This window comes from Nocardioides sp., assembly GCF_030019515.1.
Classification (GTDB): Bacteria; Actinomycetota; Actinomycetes; order Propionibacteriales; family Nocardioidaceae; genus Nocardioides.
Genome location: NZ_JASEEQ010000001.1, coordinates 77677 through 100527 on the forward strand (window position 1 = coordinate 77677; position 22851 = coordinate 100527).

Sequence of the window (22851 nt, forward strand, 5' to 3'; positions counted from 1 at the left end):
TAGGGAGAGCGGCCGGCGGTCGCGGCCACGGGTCAGCGGCTGCGCCGGCCCACCTCGCGCAGGATCTCCGGCTCGTTGGTGATCAGGCCGTTCGCGCCGAACCCGACGACGCGGTCGAGGCGGTCGAGATCGTCGATCGGCCACGTCATCACGACCTCGACCGTCCGCCGTAGCCGGCCGACCAGCGCCGCGTCGAGCAGCGATCGGTGCAGCGAGACGCCGTACGGCGGCGTCCGGTCGGCGCCTTCGCAGCGGTCGACGGAGTCGAGCCGGCGGAGCAGCGCGGCCAGCTCGGCGCGGTTGCGGGCGGACAGCACGAGGCGTGCGTACGGCAGCCGGGCGACCGCCTCCACCGCCGGCCAGTACCGCCCGCAGACCAGCACGGGCTGCTGGCGCGCGCGCTCGTGCAGCAGCTCGGCCACCGCGCGGCCGGTCGAGACGGACCGTCCCTTCAGGTCGAGCATGAACGTCGTCCCGCGTCGGTCGGCGTCGAGGAGCTCGGCGAGCCCGAGGCGGGGCGCGGAGGCGGAGGCGAGCTCCCAGCGGTCCCACAGGAACGGCAGCGGTCCTGCCGTCTTGAGGTGGCGCACCTCGAGCCGGCCGCGGTGGGCGTGCACGTCGCACTCGATGATGTCGGCGCCGAGGAGGTTCGCCTCGTGCAGGCCGGCCAGGGAGTTGCCCGCCCGGTGGGCGATCGCGAGCAGGCTCATGGCGCGGCCTGTCGGCGCTCGCGCCGCTGCTCCAGCAGGAGGGCGCCGACGTGGCCGACCAGGGCGAGCGCGAGTCCGGCCAGCACGTCGAGGACGTAGTGGTTGGCGGTCGCCACGACCGCGAGGGACATCAGCACGGGCAGCACGAACCCGACCCAGCGCAGCGCGAGCATGGTCGCGGCCGTCGCGATCGCGATCCCGACGAGCAGGTTCCAGCCGGCGTGCAGGCTCGGCATCGCGGCGTACTGGTTGACGAAGCTCGGCGGTTGCAGCACCCGGTAGGCGTGGGACTTCTCGGTCACGGTGTCGACCAGGTCCGGGTCGATCAACCGCGGCGGGGCCACGGGGTAGGTCACGTACACGATCAGGCCCAGTCCGCCGGAGACCAGCATCGCGTCGCGCAGCCGGAGGAACGCCGGACGGTGCTGCCACACCAGCCAGCCCATGGTCAGGACGATCACCGGCCAGTGGCCCCAGATGTAGATCCAGTTGGCCCCCGTCTCCAGCGCGGGGGCCGCCAGGACCGGGGCCTGGACCAGCCCCTCGACGTCGAGTCCGATCCGCTCCTCGAGACGCGTGATGTCCCGGGCGTGGCCCTCGGCCGTCGACGGCGCGATCGCCGTGAGGCCGCGCACCTGGAAGTAGAAGAAGAGCCCGAGAAGCACGATCGCGACCTGACCGAGGACCCAGCGCGCGCGGTGCTGCACCGCGCTCGACTGCGGCATGAACATCCCCTGGCCTCCTGCCTGCGCTCGGTGACGGCGTCGGGGTGGCCCACGATCGATCCTGCCCGGCCGCGCGCCTCGCGTCGCGTGGCAAAGGTCCCGAGTTGGCTCGGTCCGAGTCCGTCAGACCGGGGCGGCCACGGACCGTCGGCCGGCCAGGAGGCTGGTGCCACCGAGGGCGAGCGCGGGCAGCCAGGCGACCGCGGCCTTCAGCGCCACCGCGGCGGCCGCGGCCGTGAGGGGTACGCCGGCGGCGGCGAGCGCGACGACGAGGGCACCGTCCCGCGGGCTGGCGCCGTTCGGTCCGGGCACCGCGCCGGCGATCTGGCTGGCGCCGAACGCCCCCAGCACGGCGAGCGGCGACACGGTGTTGCCGGTGGCGGCGACCGCACCGAGGAGCAGCGCGGCGATGGAGAGCTGGTAGCCCGCGGAGAGGACCAGGCCGTGGAGCAGCGCGCGCCACGGGGGCAGTGGGCGGCTGGGGAGCAGGTCGGGCCGGACCCGGCGCAGCACCAGGACGGCGACCACCGCAGCCAGGGACAGGCCCGCGACCGGCAGGATCAGGGCCACCGGGAGCGCCGTACCGGCGAACGCCACGAACGCGGCGAGCCCCAGCGCCCCGACGAGTCGGTCGGTGCCCACGCTCAGCACGGCGTCGCCGCGCCCCAGCCCGACGCCGATGAGCCGCTTGAGGCGCCACAGGTCGGCGCCGACGTGGCCGGGCGTGAGCAGGCCGAGGAGCTCGGACTCGGCGTACGCGCGCAGGTGCCACCGGCGGGTCAGGTCGGCGTCGGTGAGCGCCCGCCAGCGCAGCGGACACAGGAGGTACTTCCCGACGACCCACGGGAGCAGGCCGGCGACGACCGGCCAGACCGAGACCTGGGAGAGGCGGGGGAGCGTGAGCACCGGGACCAGGATGCTGACGAGCACACCGAGGGCCAGCAGGGTGCGGGAGCCGAGGACGGCGCGGAGGCGGGCGATCATGCGAGCAGGAGGGGACCTTCGGATCGGCGTGGTCGCAGCGTCGTTGCAGCGCAGGATCTCCAGTGTCACCGACGGGCGGGCAATGGCCAAACGGGGGTTAGGTCGTCCTTACTTGAAGGGCGGAGGCCAATAACGGCACACTGGCGTTGTGGAATTCCCCGTGGTCGCTCCTCCCGCGGCGCAGGCCGGGCACGATCAGCCCACCCGCCAGCGGGTGGCCCGGTCGATCCTCGACCACGGACCCTCCACGGCCGCGGCGCTCGCCGAGCGGCTCGACCTGACGCCCGCAGCGGTCCGGCGCCACCTCGACCAGCTGGTCGAGGAAGGGGCGGTCGAGGCCCGCGAGCCCCGGAGCCTCGCCGCCCGGGGGCGGGGCCGCCCCGCCAAGGTGTTCGCGCTGACCGAGTCCGGCCGCGACGGCTTCGACCAGCAGTACGACGACCTCGCCGTCCAGGCGCTGCGCTTCCTCTCCGAGACCGGGGGCACGGCGGCGGTGCGCGAGTTCGCGGTCCGCCGCGCGTCGTTCATCGCGGAGCGCTTCGAGCACGTCCGTGCCGACCAGCCCGGCCTGACCCCCGCCGAGGTCCTGGCCCGGGTGCTCACCGACGAGGGGTACGCCGCCGCCGTGCGCGACCTACCCGTGGGGGAGCAGCTGTGCCAGCAGCACTGCCCGGTCTCCCACGTCGCGCACGAGTTCCCCCAGCTGTGCGAGGCCGAGACCGAGGCGATCGGCAAGGTCCTCGGCCGGCACGTCCAGCGGCTGGCCACCATCGCCCACGGCGACGGGGTCTGCACCACCTCCATCCCAGACCTTCCCGCATCCGTCGAGAAGCCCATGACCACCGAGAAGAAGGAGCACGTCAGCCGATGACCTCCATCGAAGAACTCAACCCGGAGCTCAAGGGCATCGGTCGCTACGAGTTCGGCTGGGCCGACTCGGACGCCGCCGGCGCAACCGCGCAGCGGGGCCTCAACGACACCGTCGTCCGCGACATCTCGGCCAAGAAGGGCGAGCCGCAGTGGATGCTCGACCTGCGGCTGAAGGGCCTCAAGCTCTTCGACCGCAAGCCGATGCCCTCGTGGGGCTCCGACCTGTCGACGATCGACTTCGACAACATCAAGTACTTCGTGCGCTCCACGGAGAAGCAGGCGACTTCGTGGGACGACCTGCCCGACGACATCAAGAACACCTACGACCGGCTCGGCATCCCCGAGGCCGAGAAGCAGGCCCTCGTCGCCGGTGTCGCCGCCCAGTACGAGTCCGAGGTCGTGTACCACCAGATCCGTGGGGACCTGGAGGAGAAGGGCGTGATCTTCGTCGACACCGACACCGCCCTGCGCGAGCACGAGGACCTGGTCAAGGAGTACTTCGGGACGATCATCCCGGTCGGCGACAACAAGTTCGCCGCGCTGAACACCTCGGTGTGGTCGGGCGGATCGTTCGTCTACGTGCCGCCGGGGGTGCACGTGGAGATCCCGCTGCAGGCCTACTTCCGGATCAACACCGAGAACATGGGCCAGTTCGAGCGGACCCTGATCATCGTCGACGAGGGCGCGTACGTGCACTACGTCGAGGGCTGCACCGCGCCGGTGTACAGCTCGGACTCGCTGCACTCCGCGGTGGTCGAGATCATCGTGAAGAAGGGCGGTCGCTGCCGCTACACGACCATCCAGAACTGGTCGAACAACGTCTACAACCTGGTGACCAAGCGGGCCACCTGCGAGGCCGGTGCCACCATGGAGTGGGTCGACGGCAACATCGGCTCCAAGGTGACCATGAAGTACCCCGCGGTCTACCTGATGGGGGAGCACGCCAAGGGCGAGACCCTCTCGATCGCTTTCGCGGGCGAGGGCCAGCACCAGGACGCGGGCGCCAAGATGGTGCACGCGGCGCCGCACACCTCGTCCTCCATCCTGTCCAAGTCGGTCGCGCGGGGCGGCGGGCGTACGTCGTACCGCGGCCTGATCCAGATCAACGAGGGCGCCCACGGCTCCAAGTCGAACGTGCTCTGCGACGCGCTGCTGGTCGACCAGATCAGCCGCTCGGACACCTACCCCTACGTCGACATCCGCGAGGACGACGTCTCCATGGGCCACGAGGCGAGCGTCTCGAAGGTCTCCGACGACCAGCTCTTCTACCTGATGTCGCGCGGCATGGAGCAGGACGAGGCGATGGCGATGATCGTGCGCGGCTTCGTCGAGCCGATCGCCAAGGAGCTCCCGATGGAGTACGCCCTCGAGCTCAACCGGCTCATCGAGCTCCAGATGGAGGGGGCCGTCGGTTAGCGCGTTCGCGTCTCGCGTGTCGGCTCCGCCGCCACGCGGGCCGCGAGATCGCACGCGTGGTTGCCCATTCCGCACCTGGTTGCGGCGGTCTCGCCGGTTTCGGGCCGCTATCTCGAGAACTGATCTGAAAGCTGGAAGTTGATAGATGACTGTGACTGATGTGGCACGCGAGAGCGTGTCGGCCGCCCTCGAGGTGGATCGGGTGGAGAGCCACCTCAACCCGCCCGCGTCCTACGACCTGGCGGACCACCCGGTCCCGAGCGGTCGCGAGGAGATCTGGCGCTTCACGCCGCTCAAGCGGCTGCGCGGGATCCTCGACGGCGCGGCGTCCGAGGCGCACCTGACCTGGGAGACCACCGTGCCCGAGGGGGTCACCCTGCGCGAGGTCACGGGCGAGGAGGTCGTGGCGATGGGCGAGCTGGCGCCCAACGACCGGCCCTCGGCCCTGGCAGCGGCCAATGCCGGCCGGGCGATGCTGCTCGACGTGCCCGCCGAGGCCGTGGTCACCGAGCCCGTCGTGCTGCACCTGCACGGGGAGTCGGTCGAGGACCTGGTCTGGGGCCGCCTGCTGGTCCGCGTGGGCGCCAACGCCGACGTGACCGTGGTGGTCAACCACACCGGCTCGGCGCGCTATGCCGCGATCACCACGGTGCTCGTGGGCGACGGCGCGCGGGTCAACGTGCTCACGATGCAGGACTGGGACGACGACGCGGTGCACCTGGGCCGCGACGCGATCCGGGTCGGCCGGGACGCGAGCGTGAAGCACACCTCGATCTCCTTCGGCGGCGACCTGGTCCGGATGCACGCGAACGTCGAGTACGCCGGACCCGGCGGCGCGGCGGAGCTCCTCGGCCTGTACTTCGCCGACGAGGGCCAGCACCTCGAGCACCGCCTCTTCGCCGACCACATGGCACCGAAGACCAAGAGCCACGTCCTGTACAAGGGCGCGCTCCAGGGCGCGGGCGCCCACACGGTGTGGATCGGCAACGTGCTGATCCGCAAGGTCGCCGAGGGCATCGAGACCTACGAGGAGAACCGCAACCTGGTGCTGACCGACGGCTGCCAGGCCGACTCGGTGCCCAACCTCGAGATCGAGACCGGCGAGATCGCGGGCGCCGGCCACGCGTCGGCGACCGCCCGCTTCGACGACGAGCAGCTGTTCTACCTGCGCTCGCGCGGGGTGTCGGAGAAGGAGGCGCAGCGCCTGGTGGTGCACGGCTTCTTCAACGACCTGATCCGCAAGGTCGGGATCCCGTCGGTCGAGGAGCGCCTGCTCAAGACGGTCGAGGCGGAGCTCGCCAAGAACGTCCTGAACGCGGGCTCCGACGGTCCCGCCGAGGAGGCGCCGTGAGCTTCGAGCGTGCCTGCGCCGCCGACGAGGTGCCCACCGACGAGGCGCTCGCCGTGACGATCGGCGCCTACGCCGTCGCGGTGGCCCGGCACGGCGACGAGTTCTTCGCGATCCAGGACCTCTGCTCGCACCAGGCCGTCCCGCTGAGCGAGGGCGAGGTCAGCGACTGCACCGTGGAGTGCTGGCTGCACGGGTCCCGGTTCGACCTGCGCACCGGCAAGCCGACCGGCCTCCCCGCCACCGAGCCCGTCTCGACCTTCCCCCTGGAGGTCCGCGCGCTGCCCGACGGCACCAACGACATCTACGTCGACACCACCACCACCCTGAACGGAGTCACACCCACGTGAGCACGCTTGAAATCAAGGACCTGCAGGTGTCTGTCCACACCGAGGACGGCCCGAAGGAGATCCTCAAGGGCGTCACGCTGACCGTCCGGTCCGGCGAGACGCACGCGATCATGGGGCCGAACGGGTCGGGCAAGTCCACGCTGGCCTACTCGATCGCCGGGCACCCGAAGTACACGGTCACGGGCGGCAGCGTGACCCTCGACGGCGTCGACCTGCTGGCGATGACGGTCGACGAGCGGGCCCGCGCGGGCCTGTTCCTGGCGATGCAGTACCCCGTGGAGGTCCCCGGAGTCTCGGTGTCGAACTTCCTGCGCACGGCGAAGACCGCGCTGGACGGGGAGTCGCCGAAGCTGCGCACCTGGGTCAAGGACGTGAACACCGCCCTGGCGAACCTGAACCTCGACCCGACCTTCGGGACCCGCTCGGTCAACGAGGGCTTCTCCGGTGGTGAGAAGAAGCGTCACGAGATCGCCCAGCTCGAGCTGCTGAACCCGCAGGTCGCGATCCTCGACGAGACCGACTCCGGCCTGGACATCGACGCGCTGAAGATCGTGTCCGAGGGCGTGAACCGGTTCCGTGCCCAGGAGGGCAAGGGCGTCCTGCTGATCACGCACTACACCCGGATCCTGCGCTACATCATGCCCGACCAGGTGCACGTCTTCGTCGACGGCAAGGTCGCCGAGTCCGGCGGGCCCGAGCTGGCCGACCAGCTGGAGGCCAACGGCTACGAGAAGTACGTCGCCGGGGCGGCGGTCTGAGATGACGACGACCCAGCTGGCCGGTCTGCTCCCCGAGCTGGAGGTGATCCGCGCGGACTTCCCGATCCTGGGTCGGACGCTCGCGGGCGGCCTGCCGCTGGTCTACCTCGACAGCGCCAACACCTCGCAGAAGCCGCAGGTCGTGATCGACACCATGGTCGATCACCTCGAGCGCCACAACGCGAACGTCGCCCGCGCCATGCACCAGCTGGGCGCGGAGTCCTCGGAGGCGTTCGAGGCGGCCCGGGACAAGGTGGCGGCGTTCATCAAGGCACCGAGCCGCGACGAGGTGATCTTCACCAAGAACGCGTCCGAGGCGCTCAACCTGGTGGCCAACACCCTCGCCTGGGCACGTGGCGACCTCTCGATCGGTACCGGTGACGAGATCGTCATCACCGAGATGGAGCACCACTCCAACATCGTGCCCTGGCAGCTCCTCACCGAGCGGACGGGCGCGACGCTGCGGTGGTTCGGGCTGACCGACGACGGCCGGCTGGACCTCTCCGACATCGACTCGCTGATCACCGAGCGGACCAAGGTGGTCTCCCTCACCTGGGTCTCGAACATGCTCGGCACCATCAACCCGGTCGCCGAGATCGCCAGGCGGGCCCACGAGGTCGGCGCGCTCGTCGTCGTCGACGCCTCCCAGGCCGCCCCCCAGCTGCCCGTGGACGTCGTCGCCTCCGGCGCCGACCTGCTGGCGTTCACCGGCCACAAGGTCGTCGGCCCGACCGGCATCGGTGTGCTCTGGGGCCGACGCGAGGTACTCGACCAGCTGCCGCCCTTCCTCGGCGGCGGGGAGATGATCGAGACGGTGCGGATGGAGGGCTCGACGTACGCGCCGATCCCGCACAAGTTCGAGGCCGGCACCCCGCCCATCGTCGAGGCTGTGGGTCTCGGTGCCGCGGTCGACTACCTCTCGATGATCGGCCTGGACGCGATCCACCGGCACGAGCAGACGATCACGACGTACGCCCTCGAGGGCCTCGCCACCGTGCCCGGCCTGCGCGTCCTCGGCCCGCTGGATGCTGCGGACCGCGGGGGAGCGATCGCGTTCGAGATCGACGGGGTGCACCCGCACGACGTCGCGCAGGTCCTCGACTCGCGCGGGGTCGCCGTGCGGGCCGGTCACCACTGCGCGAAGCCGGCGCACGCCCGGTTCGGCGTGCAGAGCTCGACCCGGATGTCGTCGTACCTGTACACGACGCCCGCGGAGATCGACGCGCTCGTCGAGGCCCTGGAATACACCCGCTCGTACTTCAGGTTGGGGTGAGTGATGAGCCACGATCTCGACTCCCTCTACCAGGACATCATCCTCGACCACGCGAAGCGCCGGCTGAACTCCGGCCTGCGTGAGCCCTTCGAGGCGGAGGTGCACCACGTGAACCCGACGTGTGGCGACGAGGTGACCCTCCGGCTGCACCTCGACGGCGACGTCGTGCGTGACATCTCCTACGACAACCAGGGCTGCTCGATCTCGTCCGCGTCGGCGTCGGTGATGACCGAACTGCTGATCGGCAAGACGGCGGCCGAGAACCAGCCGGTCTTCGACGCCTTCCTCGAGATGATGCGTGGCAAGGGCCAGGTCGAGCCCGACGAGGATGTCCTCGAGGACGCGATCGCCTTCGCCGGCGCCGCCAAGCTGACCGCCCGCATCAAGTGCGCACTACTGTCGTGGATGGCTTACCAGGACGCCCTCGCCCGAGCCCAGGAGGATTCCCATGTCTGACCACTCTGACCTGCCCGAGGTCCCCGAGGCCAGCGGTGGCGTTGCCACCTCGACGGTCTCCGTGGACGACGTCACCGAGGCCATGAAGGACGTGATCGACCCCGAGCTGGGGATCAACGTCGTCGACCTGGGTCTGGTCTACGGCGTCCACGTGGACGAGACCACCAACGTCGTCCTCGACATGACGCTCACCTCGGCGGCGTGTCCGCTGACCGACGTCATCACCGACCAGACGGTGGGCGCCCTGGAGGGCCTGGTCAACGACGTCGCGATCAACTGGGTCTGGATGCCCCCGTGGGGCCCGGACAAGATCACCCCCGACGGCCGCGAGCAGCTGCGCGCCCTCGGGTTCAACGTCTGAGCTGTTGGCCGGGAACGAAGTGACCGGCGACAACGCGAAGAGGTCGAGCGAGCCCCGCGCCTGAGATTGCGAAGGCGCGACGGGCGGGTCGAGACCTGAGTCGCAAGGCGGCCGGGCAAGCCCGCGGCCGAGCGGGTCGCCACCCGGGCGAGTGCGGGCGCGACCCCGACCCGTCACAAGCTCGATCACCGGTGCCGGGCCGCTGCGTCACTAGGCTGGCTGCCGTGTCCCGCGTCCAGGTGCCTGCCGAGCGGATCGAGCGCTGGGTCACGAACTTCGCGACCCGGCACGGCGCGACCGCGCTCAGCGTCGGTGACGGGGCGCTCCGCGGTGCGGCGGAGGACGGCTCGACGTTCGTGGCGCGGATGCCGTTCGAGACGGCGTACGACGGGCCTGCGGAGCCGGGAACGTTCGCGGACACGGTCACGGCCCCGGCCGACTGGGGCGTGCTGCTCGTCCGCAAGGGTGGGTTCGCGATCGCGCGACTGGCCGGTTCACGGGTCACGGAGAGCAAAGTCGGCCAGCGGCACGTCCAGGGCCGCACCAAGGCCGGCGGGCAGAGCCAGCAACGGTTCGCCCGGCGCCGCGACAACCAGGCCCGGCAGGCCTACGAGGCGGCCGCCGAGCATGCGGCGCGGATCCTCGCGGGGCTGCGCGGTCCCCTCGTCACCGGGGGGGACCACGCCGCGGTCGACGAGGTGCTGGCCGACCCGCGCCTGCGCGGCCCGGTGGTGACCGGTCCGTGGCTCGCGGTACCCGACCCGCGTCGCTCGGTGCTCGAGGAGGCGGTGCGAGAGGCGTGCGCCGTGGCTGTCGAGGTCGTCAACGCCTGACCCCATCTCAGCCCGGGTCTCCCAGCGCAACCGCGCGGAACCCGGCAGATGCGCGAGCCGCAGCGAGACTGTTCCTCGGTTCGGTCAGCGTCCACCGTGGCGAGACCACACCCAGCTCCGCCCCACCCGATTGGCCGTGGTGTCGGTCTGGTGATAGCTGAGGACGTCGCCGCGACGGCGGACGAGCCAGCCTGTTCCTGCTGCGAGTGCCACCGTGAGGGCGATACCGATCACGTTCAGCATGTGTTCTCCCGGCAGGTCTCAGTAGCCGACTTGTGAGCCGTCGCGGCTCCAGTATGAGCCGACCAATGCGGTAGTCGTCACGGGTCCACCAGCAGCGCGAGGGTCTCGCGCACCTCGCCGAGAAGCGTCCTCGCCTTCCACGCCATGAGTTCACCAGCGCGCTCGCCGACTGCGTCGCGGCGAGCGCCCGGTCAGAGGCCGAGCTCCTTGACCCGGGCCGCCCACCGGTCGTTCATGGTGGCGAGCTCGTCGAGGATGAAGGTCAAGAACTCGTTCGAGAGCCGCAGCCGCCGGTACGCGGGGTCCTCGGGAGTCAGCTCCTCGAGCGCGCGTCGCAGCGCCGCCTGCATGGGCGCGTAGATCTGGTCGGCCCGCATCAGCGTGTCGTGCCAGGCGTCGTCGTCGACCACGAAGATGTCGCGTCGCGAGCCGCGCTCGCGCTCGCGCCGGATCATCCCGACTCCGTCGAGGTAGCGCACCGCGCCCGAGACCGAGGCGGGCGAGACGCCGAGCGCGGCGGCCAGCTCGGCCGCCGTCATCCGGCCGTCCTCGTCGATGAGTAGCGCGGCGAACATCCGGGAGGGGAGGCGGGCCAGCCCCGCCGAGGCGAGCGCGCCGCCCATCCGCTCCACGAACCGGTCCCGCTTCTCGCCACTCGCCATGACCCAATGTTACTAGATTCAGAAGAATCTGAAAGGGGTGTACGGTCGAGGGCGTGACCGACTGTGTGATCGAGATCCGGGAGCTGGTGAAGGAGTTCGGGAGCCTGCGGGCGCTCGACGGCCTCGACCTCACGGTCGAGCGGGGCGAGGTGCACGGCTTCCTCGGGCCGAACGGCGCGGGCAAGTCCACGACGATCCGGGTGCTCCTGGGCCTGCTGCGCAAGGACGGCGGCGAGGCCCGGCTGCTGGGCGGGGACCCGTGGCGCCAGGCCGCCGAGCTGCACGCCCGGCTCGCGTACGTCCCCGGGGACGTCAACCTGTGGCCGAACCTGACCGGCGGCGAGGTCATCGACCTGCTCGGCCGGCTCCGTGGCGGGCTCGACGAACGGCGCCGGGCCGACCTGCTCGAGTGCTTCGACCTCGACCCCACCAAGAAGGGCCGCAGCTACTCCAAGGGCAACCGGCAGAAGGTCGCCCTGGTCGCGGCCCTCGCCTCCGACGTGGAGCTGCTGCTGCTCGACGAGCCGACCTCCGGGCTGGACCCGTTGATGGAGGCCGTCTTCCGCGACTGCATCGACGACTTCCGCAGCGAGGGGCACTCGGTGCTGCTGTCCAGCCACATCCTCGCCGAGGTGGAGCACCTGTGCGACCGGGTGAGCATCATCCGGGCGGGTCGCTGCGTCGAGTCCGGCACGCTCGCCGGGCTGCGCCACCTGACCCGTACGTCGATCACCGCCGACCTGGCCACCGTCCCGGCCGGCCTGGCCGACCTGCCGGGCGTGCACGACGTCGACGTCGACAACCACCGGGTGCACCTCGAGGTGGACACCACCGCACTCGACGCAGTGCTGGACCTGCTGCAGACCGGGGGTGTCCGCTCGCTCGAGAGCCAGCCCCCGACGCTCGAGGACCTGTTCCTGCGCCACTACGTCGACCACGCCGAGACCGAGCGCGCCGATCGGGCGGGGGAGGACGTCCGACGATGACCGGGACGCTGGTCCTGCTGCGGGCGTTCCTGCGCAGGGACCGCTGGATGTACCTGTGGTGGCCGGTCGGGATCGTGATCCTCTACGTCAGCCAGGGCTGGAGCGTCGACGGGCTCTACCGGACCCAGGAGGAGTTCGACAAGGCCGCCGCAGGCATGGAGGGCAACGCCGCCCTGATCGCCATGGCCGGCCCGGCGCGGGCGCTGAACACCACCGGCGGCCAGGTGGCCTGGCAGGCCGCCGCGTTCGGCGCGATCCTCGTGGGCCTGATGAGCATGTTCCTCATCGGGCGGCACACCCGCAGCGAGGAGGAGTCCGGTCGCGACGAGCTGCTCCGAGCCGCACCCGTGGGGCGGTACGCCGCGCTGACGGCGGCGGTGCTGGACGCCGCGCTGGCGAACCTGGTCGTGGGCCTGCTGACGGCGGGGTCGCTGGCGGCGTACGGCCTGGCGGTCGCGGACTCACTGGGTCTCGGACTGGGGCTGACGGCCTGCGGGTGGCTCTTCACCGGGACCGCCCTGCTCGGCGCGCAGCTGACCACCAGCACCCGTGCCGCCTACGGGCTGGCCGGCACGGTGATCGGGCTGGCCTACGCCCTGCGGGCCTTCGGCGACGTGAGCACGGCGGCGCTGAGCTGGCTCTCGCCGATCGGCTGGTACCAGGCGATGCACGCGTTCTCGGGTCTGCGCTGGTGGCCGGCAGTGCTGCTCCTCGTCGGGACGGTCGCCGGCCTGGCGGCGGCGTACGCGGTCTTCGACCGCCGCGACTACGGGTCCGGGGTGCTGCCCGCTCGCCCCGGCCCCGCGCGCGCGGGCCGCGGCCTGAGCACGGGCCTCGGGCTCGCCTGGCGGCTGCAGCGCCCGGCGGTCCTCGCCTGGACGCTCGGGCTGCTGCTCGGCGGCCTGGGCTTCGGCACGATGGGCGATGACATCGGCGACCTGATCGGCGACTCCGGGACCTCCCGCGACCTGATGCTGCAGGGCAGCACCGACCTGGTGGACGGCTTCTACGCGACGCTGATGCTGATGCTCGCGCTGCTGGCTGCCGGCTTCTCGATCTCCTCGTCGCTGCGGCCGCACGGCGAGGAGAATGCCGGCCGGGTCGAGACGCTGCTGGCGACGGCCCTGCGGCGGTCGACCTGGCTGGGTGGGCATGTGGTGGTCACGGTCGCCGGCACCGTGGCGACGATGGCGGCCGCCGGGCTCGGCCTCGGCACCAGCTACGCCCTGGTCACCGGCGACGGCGACGCCGTGCTGCGGATGACCTGGCAGGTGCTCTCGCTCAGCCCCGCCGTGCTGGTGCTGAGCGGCTTCGCGCGGCTGGTGCACGGCGCCCTCCCACGCGCCGTCCTGCTGTCCTGGCTGGCGCTGCTGCTGGCGTGCGTGGTGCTGTTCTTCGGGGAGCTCTTCCAGCTGCCCCGGTGGTTCCAGGACCTCTCGCCGTTCGAACACCTGGCGCTCGTGCCCCTCGAGCCCTTCCGGTGGGGCCCGTTCGTGGCCCTCACCGCCGTGGCAGCCGCGCTGAGTGTCGCGGGCCAGATCGCCTTCCGGCGGCGCGACGTGCACTAGCGTCGGAGCCATGTGGCAGCCCGAACCCGGGTGGCTCGCCCTCCCAGGCAGCTCGAGCGCCTCGACGCTAGGCGTGTGGCGCACCGTGCTCGGCGACCAGCCTGTGGTCGTCAAGCGCCTCGCCGCGCCCCTGGAGCACGACCCGGCCGAGCTGAGCAACCCCCGGCACTTCGCCTACTGGCGGCGAGCCGCGGACGTGGTCACCAGCGGACTGGTCGTCGCCACCCCCGGGCTGCGCGCGCCCCGGCTCGCCGCCGTCGACGAGGACGTCGAGGGCATCACGATCACCGAGGAGTGGGTCGAGGACGCGGCGACCAGCGGCCTGTTCGTGGCCCACGCGCTGGGCCGGTTCGCCGGTGCCCGGCTGAGCCCGACGCCGTGGTTGGCGCGCAACCAGCTGCGGGACCGGATGGTGCGGGTCGAGCACCGCGGCGGGTGGCGGACGCTGGGGCGTACGACGGTCGCGGACGTCGCCGCGCAGCTCTGGGAGCGCCGCTCCGAGCTGCTGGCCGCCGCCGACGCCCTGGTCCAGGTGCCGATGCACGGGGACGCCGTACCCGCCAACCTGCCCGGGCGCGAGGACGACGACGTGGTCGCGATCGACTGGTCCACCCTGGGCACCGGGCCGGTCGGCGCCGACCTCGGCTACTACGCCCTGGCCGCCCGCGAGGACCTCGAGCCGCTGCTCGACGCCTACCTGATGGGGCTGCCGGACGGCCTGGCCACCCGCGAGGAGGTCACGCTCGGCGCGCGGGTCACCGCGGTGTACACCGTGCTCAACCGCGCCGAGTGGGCGCTGGCCCGCGTCGCGGGCGGCGAGGGCGCCCTGGCCGGGAAGTTCCGCCACCCGTCGGTCGCACCGCACCTGCGCGCGCTCCAGCGCCAGTTCGCCCACATCGAGGCGCTGGTCGAGGGCTGAGCCCGAGGGTCGACCGGATCAGAGCGCCCCGGCGGCGAACGTGTCGCACGCGTCGAGATCGCCCTTCGTGTAGCCGGTCGTGAACCAGTCGATCCGCTCCTGGGCCGAGCCGTGGGTCCACTGATCGGGGTTCACGCGTCCGCCGCTGCGCTGCTGGATCCGGTCGTCGCCGACGGCCGCGGCCGCCTCGATCGCCTGCTGGATGTCCTGGTCGGTGAGCTCGGCGAACAGGACCTGACCCGAGGCGTCCTCGGTGGTGGTGGCGGCCTTCGCCCACATGCCCGCGTAGCAGTCGGCCTGGAGCTCCAGGCGCACCGAGTCGCTGGTGGGACCCTGCTGGGTCTTCACCTTGCCCATCGTGCCGAGCAGGTTCTGGATGTGGTGGCCGTACTCGTGCGCCAGGACGTAGGGCTCGACGAACCCGCCCTCGGGGCCGCCGAGCTGGCGCTCGAGCACGTCGTCGAAGAACGTCGTGTCCAGGTAGATCGTCTCGTCGACAGGGCAGTAGAACGGGCCGACGTCGGAGGACGCCTGGCCGCAGCCGGTGCTGGTCGAGCCGGTGAACGTGTCGACCTCCTTCTCGGGGTGGAACCTCGAGCCGAGCTCGTCGCCCCAGAAGTCGTAGAGGGAGTTCTCGACCGCCACCCGGGCACAGTCGGCGCTGTCGTTGGCGTCCGCGCCGGTCTGGCAGGACGCGTAGCGGTCGGTGCCGCTCATCCGGCTGTCGTCGAGCGACCCGCTGGTGCCGAGGCCGCCGCCGTCGCCGAGGCACTGCGTCAGGACCAGGAACAGCACGACGACGATGACGCCGGTGATGCCGCCGCCGCCGAGCAGGCCGCCCGGGATCGGCAGCCCGCCACCGCCGACGCCCGCCCCGCGGCCGCCGCCGCTCCCGCGGCCCCGGTCGCGCACCCGGCTCGTGTCCAGCCGGGCCTTGGGATTGAACCTCATGCGTCCTCCTGCGTCGCCGCCGATGTCTGGACGGACCGTACCCACATCTAGGATCGAACCCTCATGATCTTCACCCCACGACATCGCGAGATTCCCCCGCTTCGCTCCGCCACCTCCCGATTCCCCGGGTACCCCGCATGATCACCTCCCACCACCTGGAGGTCCGGGCCGGCGCGCGCCTGCTCATGGAGAACGTCAGCTTCCGGGTCGCCGCGGGCGACAAGGTGGGCCTGGTCGGCCGCAACGGCGCCGGGAAGACCACCCTCACCAAGATCCTCGCCGGCGAGGCGCTGCCGGCCGGCGGCACCGTGCAGGCGACGGGCGAGGTCGGCTACCTGCCGCAGGATCCCCGCATCGGCGATCCCGAGGTCCTCGCCCGCGACCGGATCCTGTCCGCGCGCGGCCTCGACGACGTCGTACGACGTCTCCGCCAGGCGGAGACGGACATGGGCAGCGACGATCCGGGCGTACGCGAGCGGGCGATGCGCCGCTACGAGCGTGCCGACGCCCAGCTGCACGCCGGTGGTGGCTACGCCGCGGAGTCGGAGGCCGCGCAGATCGCACACAGCCTCGGCATCGAGGACCGGCTGCTCACCCAGCCCCTGAAGACCCTCTCCGGCGGGCAGCGACGCCGGGTCGAGCTCGCCCGGATCCTGTTCTCCGGGGCCGAGACCCTGCTGCTCGACGAGCCGACCAACCACCTCGATGCGGACTCCGTCGTCTGGCTGCGCGACTTCCTGAAGGCCCACAAGGGCGGCCTGATCGTGATCAGCCACGACACCAGCCTGCTCGAGGCGACCGTCAACCGGGTGCTGCACCTGGACGCGAACCGCGCGGAGATCGACGTCTACAACATGGGCTGGAAGGCCTACCTCACGCAGCGCGAGACCGACGAGAAGCGCCGCAAGAGGGAGCGGATGAACGCCGAGAACAAGGCGAAGACGCTTACCGACCAGGCCAACAAGATGCGGGCCAAGGCCACCAAGGCGCAGGCCGCCCAGTCGATGCTCAAGCGCGCGGAGAAGCTGTTGGCCGGGGTCGAGGGGGAGCGGCAGTCCGACAAGGTGGCGCGGATCAAGTTCCCGGCGCCCGCGCCGTGCGGCAAGACGCCGCTCACCGCGGCCGAGCTCTCCAAGTCCTACGGCTCGCTGGAGGTCTTCACCGACGTCGACCTCGCCATCGACAAGGGCTCGCGGGTCGTGATCCTCGGGCTCAACGGCGCCGGGAAGACCACGCTGCTGCGGATCCTCGCCGGCGTCGACCAGCCCGACACCGGCGCCGTGGTCCCAGGACACGGCCTCAAGATCGGCTACTACGCCCAGGAGCACGAGACCCTCGACGTCGACCGCACCGTCCTGGAGAACATGCAGAGCGCGGCCCCACAGCTCACCGACACCGAGGCCCGCTCGGTGTTGGGCTCCTTCCTGTTCTCCGGCGAGGACGCCCACAAGCCGGCCCGGGTGCTCTCCGGAGGCGAGAAGACCCGGCTCGCCCTGGCCGCCCTGGTCGTCTCCAGCGCCAACGTGCTGCTGCTCGACGAGCCCACCAACAACCTCGACCCGGCCTCCCGCGAGGAGGTGCTGGCCGCGATCCGCACCTACGAGGGCGCGATCGTCCTGGTCACCCACGACGAGGGGGCCGTGCTCGCGCTGGAGCCGGACCGGGTCCTGATCCTCCCCGATGGTGTCGAAGATCTCTGGAACGCCGAGTACGCCGACCTCGTCTCCTTGGCCTGAGCCCGGACGCCACTAGGGTCTGAGCATGACCACGAGCACGGACGCGGACGCCCTCCAGCGGGCCGGCCTGCGCTACGACGTCACCGGGCCGGTCGCCACGATCACGCTGGACCGGCCCGACGTACGCAACGCGCAGACCCCCGCCATGTGGCGTGCCCTGGCAGCGCTGGGCGAGCAGATCCCCGCCGACGTCCGCATCGTCGTCCTGCGCGGGTCGGGCCAGGCGTTCTCGGCGGGGCTGGACCGTTCGATGCTCGACCCCGCCAACACCTCCGGCGAGGAGTCGGTCGCCGGGCTGCTCGCGCTCTCCGACGAGGAGGTATCGGCGACCATCGACGCCTACCAGCAGGGCTTCACCTTCCTGCGCGACCCCCGGTACGTGTCCATCGCCGCGGTCCAGGGCTATGCCATCGGCGCCGGGTTCCAGCTCGCGCTCTCGTGCGACCTGCGGGTCGTCGCCGACGACGTCCAGCTCTGCATGAAGGAGTCCGCGCTCGGGCTGGTGCCCGACCTGACGGGAACAAAGCCGCTGGTCGAGTGTGTTGGCTACGCCAGGGCGCTGGAGATCTGCGCGACCGCCCGGATGGTCGGGGCTGCCGAGGCCGTGGCGATCGGGCTGGCGCTGACCTCCGTGCCCGTCGACGACCTCGACGCCACCGTTGCCGACCTGGTCGGTGCGCTGACGGCCCCGCTTCCCGGCGCGGTGAGCGAGACCAAGGCGCTGCTCCAGGGCGCGGCGGACCGCAGCCTCGATGACCAGCGTCGCCTCGAGCGGGAGGCGCAGGCGCGCCGGTTCCGCGAGCTGGCGGCGCTGATGGGCGCGGGGCCGGAGTAGGCAGACAGGGAGACGGATCGTGTCGGGGATGCACGGAGGAGGCGCGGCCTGGCGGCACCTGCGCTCGGACCGCAGCGTGGTGCACAACCGCATCGAGCGCGGCACGGTGCGCCGCGTGCTGGGCTTCGCCCGGCCGCACCGCCGGCTGATCGGCGTCTTCCTGGTGCTCACGGTGGTGGACGCCGGCCTCGTCGTCGTCAGCCCGCTGCTGGCCAAGCACATCATCGACGACGGGATCGTGGCCGGCGACCACGACCTGATCACGCTGCTCGCCCTGGCCATGGCCGTGACCGCGCTGGTCAGCGCTGCGCTCGCCGTGGGGGAGGGGTGGCTGTCCTCGCGGATCGGCGAGGGCCTGATCTACGACCTGCGGACCCGCGTGTTCGCCCACGTCCAGCGGCAGTCGCTCGCCTTCTTCACCCGCACCCAGACCGGCGCCCTGGTCTCGCGCCTGAACAACGACGTGATCGGCGCCCAGCGCGCCTTCACCTCCACCCTGTCGACCACGGTCGCGAGCACCATCTCGGTGATCGTGGTCGGGATCGCCATGGTCGCGCTGAGCTGGCAGGTCACTCTGCTCTGCCTGGCCGTCTTCCCGCTGCTGCTCCTCGTCTCGCGGTGGGTGAGCGCGCGGCTGGCCGGCCTGACCCGCGAGCAGATGGACGGCAACGCCGACATGGGCAACGCGATGACCGAGCGGTTCAACGTGGGCGGCGCGATGCTGCTCAAGCTGTTCGGCCGTCGGGCCGACGAGGACGCGCTGTTCGCCACGAAGGCGGCCCGGGTGCGCGACCTGGGGGTCCGGATCTCCCTGCTCACCCGTCTCTTCGGCGCCGCCATGATGGCCGTCCCGGCGCTCGCGACCGCGCTGGTCTATGGCGTCGGCGGCAACCTGGTCGTCGACGACGCGCTCACCGTCGGCACCCTGATCGCGCTCGCCACCCTGCTCCTGCGGCTGCTCGGACCGCTGCAGAGCCTCTCGAACGTGCGCATCGATGTGATGACGGCGCTGGTCAGCTTCGAGCGGGTCTTCGAGGTGCTCGACCTGCCCTCGCTGATCCAGGAGCGACCCGACGCGACCAGGCTGCCGGCGACGGCGTCCCGGCTGGAGTTCGACCACGTCGCGTTCGCCTACCCGCGCGCGGACGACATCTCCCTCGCCTCGCTCGAGGTGGTCGCGCGCACCGAGGCCCGGGACACCGGCCAGGTGCTCACCGACATCAGCTTCACCGCCGAGCCCGGGCAGATGGTCGCGCTCGTCGGTCCCTCGGGCGCCGGGAAGACCACCGTCACCCACCTCGTGGCCCGCCTGTACGACGTCGGCGCGGGAGCCGTCCGGGTCGGCGGGCACGACGTACGTGGCGTGACCCTGCAGTCACTGGAGGACGCGGTCGGCTACGTCACCCAGGACGCCCACATGTTCCACGACACGATCCGCGCCAACCTGCTCTACGCGCGTCCCGGCGCCACCGACCCGGAGCTGTGGGCCGCGCTGGCGGCCGCCCAGATCGCCACCCTGGTGCGCGGCCTGCCGGATGGCCTCGACACCGTCGTCGGCGACCGCGGCTACCGGCTCTCCGGCGGCGAGCGGCAGCGGCTCGCGATCGCGCGGCTGCTGCTCAAGGCACCCGCGATCGTCGTCCTCGACGAGGCCACGGCCCACCTGGACAGCGAGTCCGAGGCGGCCGTGCAGCGCGCCCTGGACGCCGCGCTCGAGGGGCGCACGTCGCTGGTGATCGCGCACCGGCTGTCCACGGTCCGCAACGCCGACCAGATCCTGGTGCTCGACGACGGCCGGATCGTCCAGTCCGGCACCCACGCCGAGCTCCTCGCCCGGGGCGGCCTGTACGCCGACCTGTACCGCACCCAGTTCATCGAGGACCAGCCGTCCGCGACGGTGTGAGACTGGGCGGCTACCGAGAGCTCGCGCCGCGATCGCGCTGGCGCCGCTCCTCCTCCCAGGCTCGCTCGTAGGCAGCCCGGACGGCCTGCTTCCTCGCGTTCCTGGCCGACCGGCGGCGGACCCGGTCCGCGACCGCGCCGTCGGGAGCCGGGGCGGCCACGTCCACCTTCGCCGGGGCCGGGTCCTCGCCGCGCTGGCGGCTGCGCCACTCGTCGAAGGCGAGGTAGAGGAAGCCGGCGACGGACAGGATGCCGAAGAACCACCACTGCAGGCCGTAGAAGAAGTGCGGACCGTTGTCCAGCTCGGGGAGCTCGACCGGCTCGAGTGCGGCGGCGGGCTGTCCGTCCTCCGCCCGCAGCACCACGAACCCGCCGTACACGGTCCGCCCGAGCGCCGCACCGATCCGCTCGCTGGAGATGGCCCGGGTGGACCCGTCGTGGACCACGGTGCTGTCGCCCTCCGCGTCGGCGCGCACCCATCCCTCGACGGTGACCCGCCCCGCGGGCGGGTCCGGCACGTCCGCCGGCCCGGCGCCCTGGTTGTCGGTCGCCATCCAGCCACGGTCGACGAGGAGGGCGGTCCCGTCGCCGGTCACCAACGGGACGACGACGTCGATGCCCGAGGCCCCCTCGCGGGTGCGGTAGCGCACGATCACCGTGTCCGCGGTGGCGTAGGTCCCGGTGGCGGTCACCAGTCGCCACTCGTGGTCGTCGTCGACCTGCTGTCCCGGGGCGAGCACGTCGGCGACCGGCGCCGGGTCCTTGTGCTCGTTGGCGCGGACCACCGCATTGCTGTCCTTGCGGTCGGCGAGCCGGCTGAACTGCCACTCGCCCAGCCGCCAGGCGCCGTAGCCGAGCAGCACCACGATCAGGGCGAACGCCAACCAGCGCCGACTGAGCAGGAACCGCAACGACCGCACTCACCGAGGCTATCCGGCGACCATCGTCCGCCTAGACTGCAGGGGTGCCGCACACCAGAACGCTCTCGGACCGTTACGGACGGGTCGCGACGGACCTGCGCGTCTCGCTGACCGACCGCTGCAACCTGCGCTGCTCCTACTGCATGCCGGCCGAGGGACTGGAGTGGCTGCCGGACGAATCGGTGCTCACCGACGACGAGGTGGTGCGGTTGGTGCGGATCGGCATCGAGCTGCTCGGCATCCTCGAGGTCCGCTTCACCGGCGGCGAGCCGCTGGTACGACGCGGCCTGGTCGACATCGTCCGGCGTACCCACGAGATCGACCCGACGGTCGAGACCTCCCTCACGACGAACGCGCTCGGGCTGGCCCGGGTCGCCCCTGCGCTCGCCGAGGCGGGCCTGCACCGGGTCAACGTCAGCCTGGACAGCATCCGGCAGGAGACGTTCCTCGCCATCACGCGGCGCGACCGCCTCTCGGACGTGCTGGCCGGGCTGGCCGCGGCGCGCGACGCCGGCCTCGGCCCGGTCAAGGTGAACGCCGTGCTGATGCGCGGCCAGAACGACCAGCAGGCCCCCGAGCTGCTGCGCTGGGCGATCGCCGAGGGCTACCAGCTCCGGTTCATCGAGCAGATGCCTCTCGACGCCCAGCACGTCTGGAACCGCGAGGAGATGGTCACCGCCGAGGAGATCTTCGAGCGCCTGGAGGCGGAGTTCGACCTGCAGCCGGTCGACGAGCCGCGGGGGAGCGCCCCCGCCGAGCTGTTCCGGGTGGACGGCGGACCCGCGACCGTGGGCGTGATCGCCTCGGTGACCCGACCCTTCTGCGGTGACTGCGACCGGGTCCGGCTGACCGCGGACGGGCAGATCCGCAACTGCCTGTTCGCCCGCGAGGAGTCGGACCTGCGCACCGCGCTGCGCACCGGTGCCTCCGACGAGGTGATCGCCGACCGCTGGGTGGTGGCGATGCGGGGCAAGCGGGCCGGCCACGGGATCGACGACCCGTCGTTCCTCCAGCCCGACCGGCCGATGTCCGCCATCGGGGGTTGACGGCGGCGGTCGGCGAGACGGTGGGCCTCAGCCCTCGACGTGGGGTACGACGTCCTTGAGGAACTGCCGGGCCCCGAGGAACTGCGAGAGCTGCTCCCGGTGGTCGTCGCAGGCCAGCCAGACCTTGCGCCGGTCGGGCGTGTGCAGCTTCGGGTTGTTCCAGAGCAGCTGCCACGTGGCCGCCGCCTGGCAGCCCCGGGCCGAGCAGATCGCCGGCCCCTCGATGACGTCGGGCTGCGGGTCGCTCACGGTGCTCCTCCAGGTGACATGAACGGTGCCGGACAGCCACGGGGGAAGCCGTCCGGCACCGCTGCCAACCGAGACGGGGGAGACTCGGCTTGCGCCGGCGATTCTGTCACGGGTGGCCGGGTTGTCAAAGCATCCCGCTCTCGCGGTGGTCCTCGGAATCGGTCGCCGACCCGAGCTGGTGCGGGCCGTACTCGTTGTCGAGCAGCTCGATCCCGTCGGATCTCGAAGGCGTGGCGTTGGCCATGACCACGGCGACGTACGGCAGCAGGATCGCGGCCGCGACGAGCACCCAGCGCAGCCAGCCGGGCCCGACGACGATCGCGGCCACGAAGCAGATGGTGCGGATCCCCATCGAGAAGACGTAGCGCCGCTGGCGCGCCGCGATCTCCTCCCGCCGGTCGGAGGACGCCGTGGTGATGCGGACGGCCTCGTCGCGGTGTCGACGAAGGTCCCGGGTCATACCGTCAGCGTACGTCGGTAGGCTCGGCCACCTACGTCCGCACCGGGAGGCAACCATGACCAATCGCACCTACCGCGTCACCGAGATCGTCGGCACCTCGCCCGACGGCATGGAGGAGGCCATCCGCAACGGCATCGAGCGGGCCAGCCGGACGCTGCGCCACCTCGACTGGTTCGAGGTCACCCAGGTCCGAGGCCAGGTCAAGGACGGCACCGTCGAGCACTTCCAGGTCGGGCTCAAGCTCGGCTTCCGCATGGAGGACGACTAGCCGCCGGCTCGGCGTACCGATC

25 protein-coding genes are annotated in these 22851 nt (G+C 71.7%); 17 read left to right on the forward strand and 8 right to left on the reverse strand.

Features of this window, described 5'->3' with window-relative positions; all coding sequences use genetic code 11:
* Positions 1-32: 32 nt before the first annotated feature.
* The 3 genes from QMC84_RS00370 to QMC84_RS00380 form a co-directional block, all read right to left on the reverse strand.
* The gene (locus QMC84_RS00370) at positions 33-710 is read right to left on the reverse strand and encodes a glycerophosphodiester phosphodiesterase (RefSeq protein ID WP_300370355.1); all 678 of its coding nucleotides are present in this window, start codon (positions 708-710) and stop codon (positions 33-35) included.
* The gene (locus QMC84_RS00375) at positions 707-1435 is read right to left on the reverse strand and encodes a phosphatase PAP2 family protein (RefSeq protein ID WP_300370358.1); all 729 of its coding nucleotides are present in this window, start codon (positions 1433-1435) and stop codon (positions 707-709) included. Before QMC84_RS00375 ends, QMC84_RS00370 begins: the two co-directional genes overlap by 4 nt.
* A 123-nt stretch (positions 1436-1558) precedes the next feature.
* On the reverse strand, positions 1559-2419 hold the full coding sequence (locus QMC84_RS00380) for a lysylphosphatidylglycerol synthase domain-containing protein (RefSeq protein WP_300370361.1): 861 nt from the start codon (positions 2417-2419) through the stop codon (positions 1559-1561).
* A gap of 148 nt (positions 2420-2567) precedes the next feature.
* Between QMC84_RS00380 and QMC84_RS00385 the strand changes: the two genes are divergently transcribed.
* The 9 genes from QMC84_RS00385 (at position 2568) to QMC84_RS00425 (ending at position 10084) form a co-directional block, all read left to right on the forward strand.
* Positions 2568-3290: a metalloregulator ArsR/SmtB family transcription factor gene (locus QMC84_RS00385; protein ID WP_300370363.1), complete on the forward strand. Its 723-nt coding sequence runs from the start codon at positions 2568-2570 to the stop codon at positions 3288-3290.
* On the forward strand, positions 3287-4705 hold the full coding sequence (sufB, locus tag QMC84_RS00390) for a Fe-S cluster assembly protein SufB (RefSeq protein WP_300370366.1): 1419 nt from the start codon (positions 3287-3289) through the stop codon (positions 4703-4705). Before QMC84_RS00385 ends, sufB begins: the two co-directional genes overlap by 4 nt.
* A gap of 145 nt (positions 4706-4850) precedes the next feature.
* A complete protein-coding gene (gene sufD, locus QMC84_RS00395) occupies positions 4851-6056 on the forward strand; it encodes a Fe-S cluster assembly protein SufD (RefSeq protein WP_300370368.1) in 1206 nt (401 codons plus the stop codon).
* The gene (locus QMC84_RS00400) at positions 6053-6403 is read left to right on the forward strand and encodes a non-heme iron oxygenase ferredoxin subunit (protein WP_300370371.1); all 351 of its coding nucleotides are present in this window, start codon (positions 6053-6055) and stop codon (positions 6401-6403) included. Before sufD ends, QMC84_RS00400 begins: the two co-directional genes overlap by 4 nt.
* On the forward strand, positions 6400-7161 hold the full coding sequence (gene sufC, locus QMC84_RS00405) for a Fe-S cluster assembly ATPase SufC (protein WP_300370374.1): 762 nt from the start codon (positions 6400-6402) through the stop codon (positions 7159-7161). The genes QMC84_RS00400 and sufC overlap by 4 nt, the downstream gene beginning before the upstream one ends.
* A gap of 1 nt (position 7162) precedes the next feature.
* Positions 7163-8434: a cysteine desulfurase gene (locus tag QMC84_RS00410; RefSeq protein WP_300370377.1), complete on the forward strand. Its 1272-nt coding sequence runs from the start codon at positions 7163-7165 to the stop codon at positions 8432-8434.
* 3 nt (positions 8435-8437) lie between these two features.
* On the forward strand, positions 8438-8890 hold the full coding sequence (sufU, locus tag QMC84_RS00415) for a Fe-S cluster assembly sulfur transfer protein SufU (RefSeq protein ID WP_300370380.1): 453 nt from the start codon (positions 8438-8440) through the stop codon (positions 8888-8890).
* Positions 8883-9251: a metal-sulfur cluster assembly factor gene (locus QMC84_RS00420; protein WP_300370383.1), complete on the forward strand. Its 369-nt coding sequence runs from the start codon at positions 8883-8885 to the stop codon at positions 9249-9251. The genes sufU and QMC84_RS00420 overlap by 8 nt, the downstream gene beginning before the upstream one ends.
* A gap of 224 nt (positions 9252-9475) precedes the next feature.
* Positions 9476-10084, forward strand: coding sequence for an acVLRF1 family peptidyl-tRNA hydrolase (locus tag QMC84_RS00425; RefSeq protein ID WP_300370386.1), 609 nt, complete (start codon positions 9476-9478; stop codon positions 10082-10084).
* A gap of 434 nt (positions 10085-10518) precedes the next feature.
* Here QMC84_RS00425 and QMC84_RS00430 read toward each other — a convergent pair whose 3' ends face one another.
* On the reverse strand, positions 10519-10989 hold the full coding sequence (locus tag QMC84_RS00430; RefSeq protein ID WP_300370389.1) for a MarR family transcriptional regulator: 471 nt from the start codon (positions 10987-10989) through the stop codon (positions 10519-10521).
* 53 nt (positions 10990-11042) lie between these two features.
* Here QMC84_RS00430 and QMC84_RS00435 point away from each other — a divergent pair, with 53 nt between their 5' ends.
* Genes QMC84_RS00435 through QMC84_RS00445 form a run of 3 tightly spaced genes read left to right on the forward strand, consistent with a single transcriptional unit; the run spans position 11043 to position 14462 of the window.
* The gene (locus tag QMC84_RS00435; RefSeq protein ID WP_300370392.1) at positions 11043-11975 is read left to right on the forward strand and encodes an ABC transporter ATP-binding protein; all 933 of its coding nucleotides are present in this window, start codon (positions 11043-11045) and stop codon (positions 11973-11975) included.
* A complete protein-coding gene (locus QMC84_RS00440; RefSeq protein WP_300370395.1) occupies positions 11972-13543 on the forward strand; it encodes a polyketide antibiotic transporter in 1572 nt (523 codons plus the stop codon). The genes QMC84_RS00435 and QMC84_RS00440 overlap by 4 nt, the downstream gene beginning before the upstream one ends.
* 10 nt (positions 13544-13553) lie before the next feature.
* A complete protein-coding gene (locus QMC84_RS00445) occupies positions 13554-14462 on the forward strand; it encodes a phosphotransferase (protein ID WP_300370398.1) in 909 nt (302 codons plus the stop codon).
* Positions 14463-14480: 18 nt separating this feature from the next.
* Here the strand turns inward: QMC84_RS00445 and QMC84_RS00450 are convergent, their stop codons facing one another.
* Complete coding sequence (locus QMC84_RS00450) at positions 14481-15413, reverse strand: neutral zinc metallopeptidase (RefSeq protein ID WP_300370401.1); 933 nt, start codon at positions 15411-15413, stop codon at positions 14481-14483.
* A gap of 137 nt (positions 15414-15550) precedes the next feature.
* On the opposite strand from QMC84_RS00450, the gene QMC84_RS00455 reads away from it, so the two are divergent.
* Genes QMC84_RS00455 through QMC84_RS00465 form a run of 3 tightly spaced genes read left to right on the forward strand, consistent with a single transcriptional unit; the run spans position 15551 to position 19887 of the window.
* Positions 15551-17149, forward strand: coding sequence for an ABC-F family ATP-binding cassette domain-containing protein (locus tag QMC84_RS00455; protein WP_300370404.1), 1599 nt, complete (start codon positions 15551-15553; stop codon positions 17147-17149).
* A gap of 25 nt (positions 17150-17174) precedes the next feature.
* Positions 17175-17984: an enoyl-CoA hydratase/isomerase family protein gene (locus QMC84_RS00460; protein ID WP_300370407.1), complete on the forward strand. Its 810-nt coding sequence runs from the start codon at positions 17175-17177 to the stop codon at positions 17982-17984.
* A 28-nt stretch (positions 17985-18012) separates the two neighbouring features.
* On the forward strand, positions 18013-19887 hold the full coding sequence (locus QMC84_RS00465; protein ID WP_300370410.1) for an ABC transporter ATP-binding protein: 1875 nt from the start codon (positions 18013-18015) through the stop codon (positions 19885-19887).
* A gap of 10 nt (positions 19888-19897) precedes the next feature.
* Here QMC84_RS00465 and QMC84_RS00470 read toward each other — a convergent pair whose 3' ends face one another.
* On the reverse strand, positions 19898-20806 hold the full coding sequence (locus QMC84_RS00470; RefSeq protein ID WP_300370413.1) for an SURF1 family protein: 909 nt from the start codon (positions 20804-20806) through the stop codon (positions 19898-19900).
* 44 nt (positions 20807-20850) lie between these two features.
* Here QMC84_RS00470 and moaA point away from each other — a divergent pair, with 44 nt between their 5' ends.
* Entirely contained in the window at positions 20851-21852 is a 1002-nt protein-coding gene (gene moaA / locus QMC84_RS00475; RefSeq protein ID WP_300370416.1) for a GTP 3',8-cyclase MoaA, read from the forward strand.
* Between the two features lie 27 nt (positions 21853-21879).
* Here moaA and QMC84_RS00480 read toward each other — a convergent pair whose 3' ends face one another.
* Positions 21880-22101: an acetone carboxylase gene (locus tag QMC84_RS00480; protein ID WP_300370418.1), complete on the reverse strand. Its 222-nt coding sequence runs from the start codon at positions 22099-22101 to the stop codon at positions 21880-21882.
* Between the two features lie 124 nt (positions 22102-22225).
* Positions 22226-22561 (reverse strand): DUF3099 domain-containing protein, encoded by a 336-nt coding sequence (locus QMC84_RS00485; protein ID WP_300370421.1) that lies wholly within the window; start codon positions 22559-22561, stop codon positions 22226-22228.
* 55 nt (positions 22562-22616) lie between these two features.
* Between QMC84_RS00485 and QMC84_RS00490 the strand changes: the two genes are divergently transcribed.
* Positions 22617-22829 carry a dodecin gene (locus tag QMC84_RS00490; protein ID WP_300370424.1) on the forward strand — a complete coding sequence of 71 codons (213 nt, stop codon included), beginning with the start codon at positions 22617-22619 and terminating at the stop codon, positions 22827-22829.
* Positions 22830-22851 lie beyond the last annotated feature (22 nt).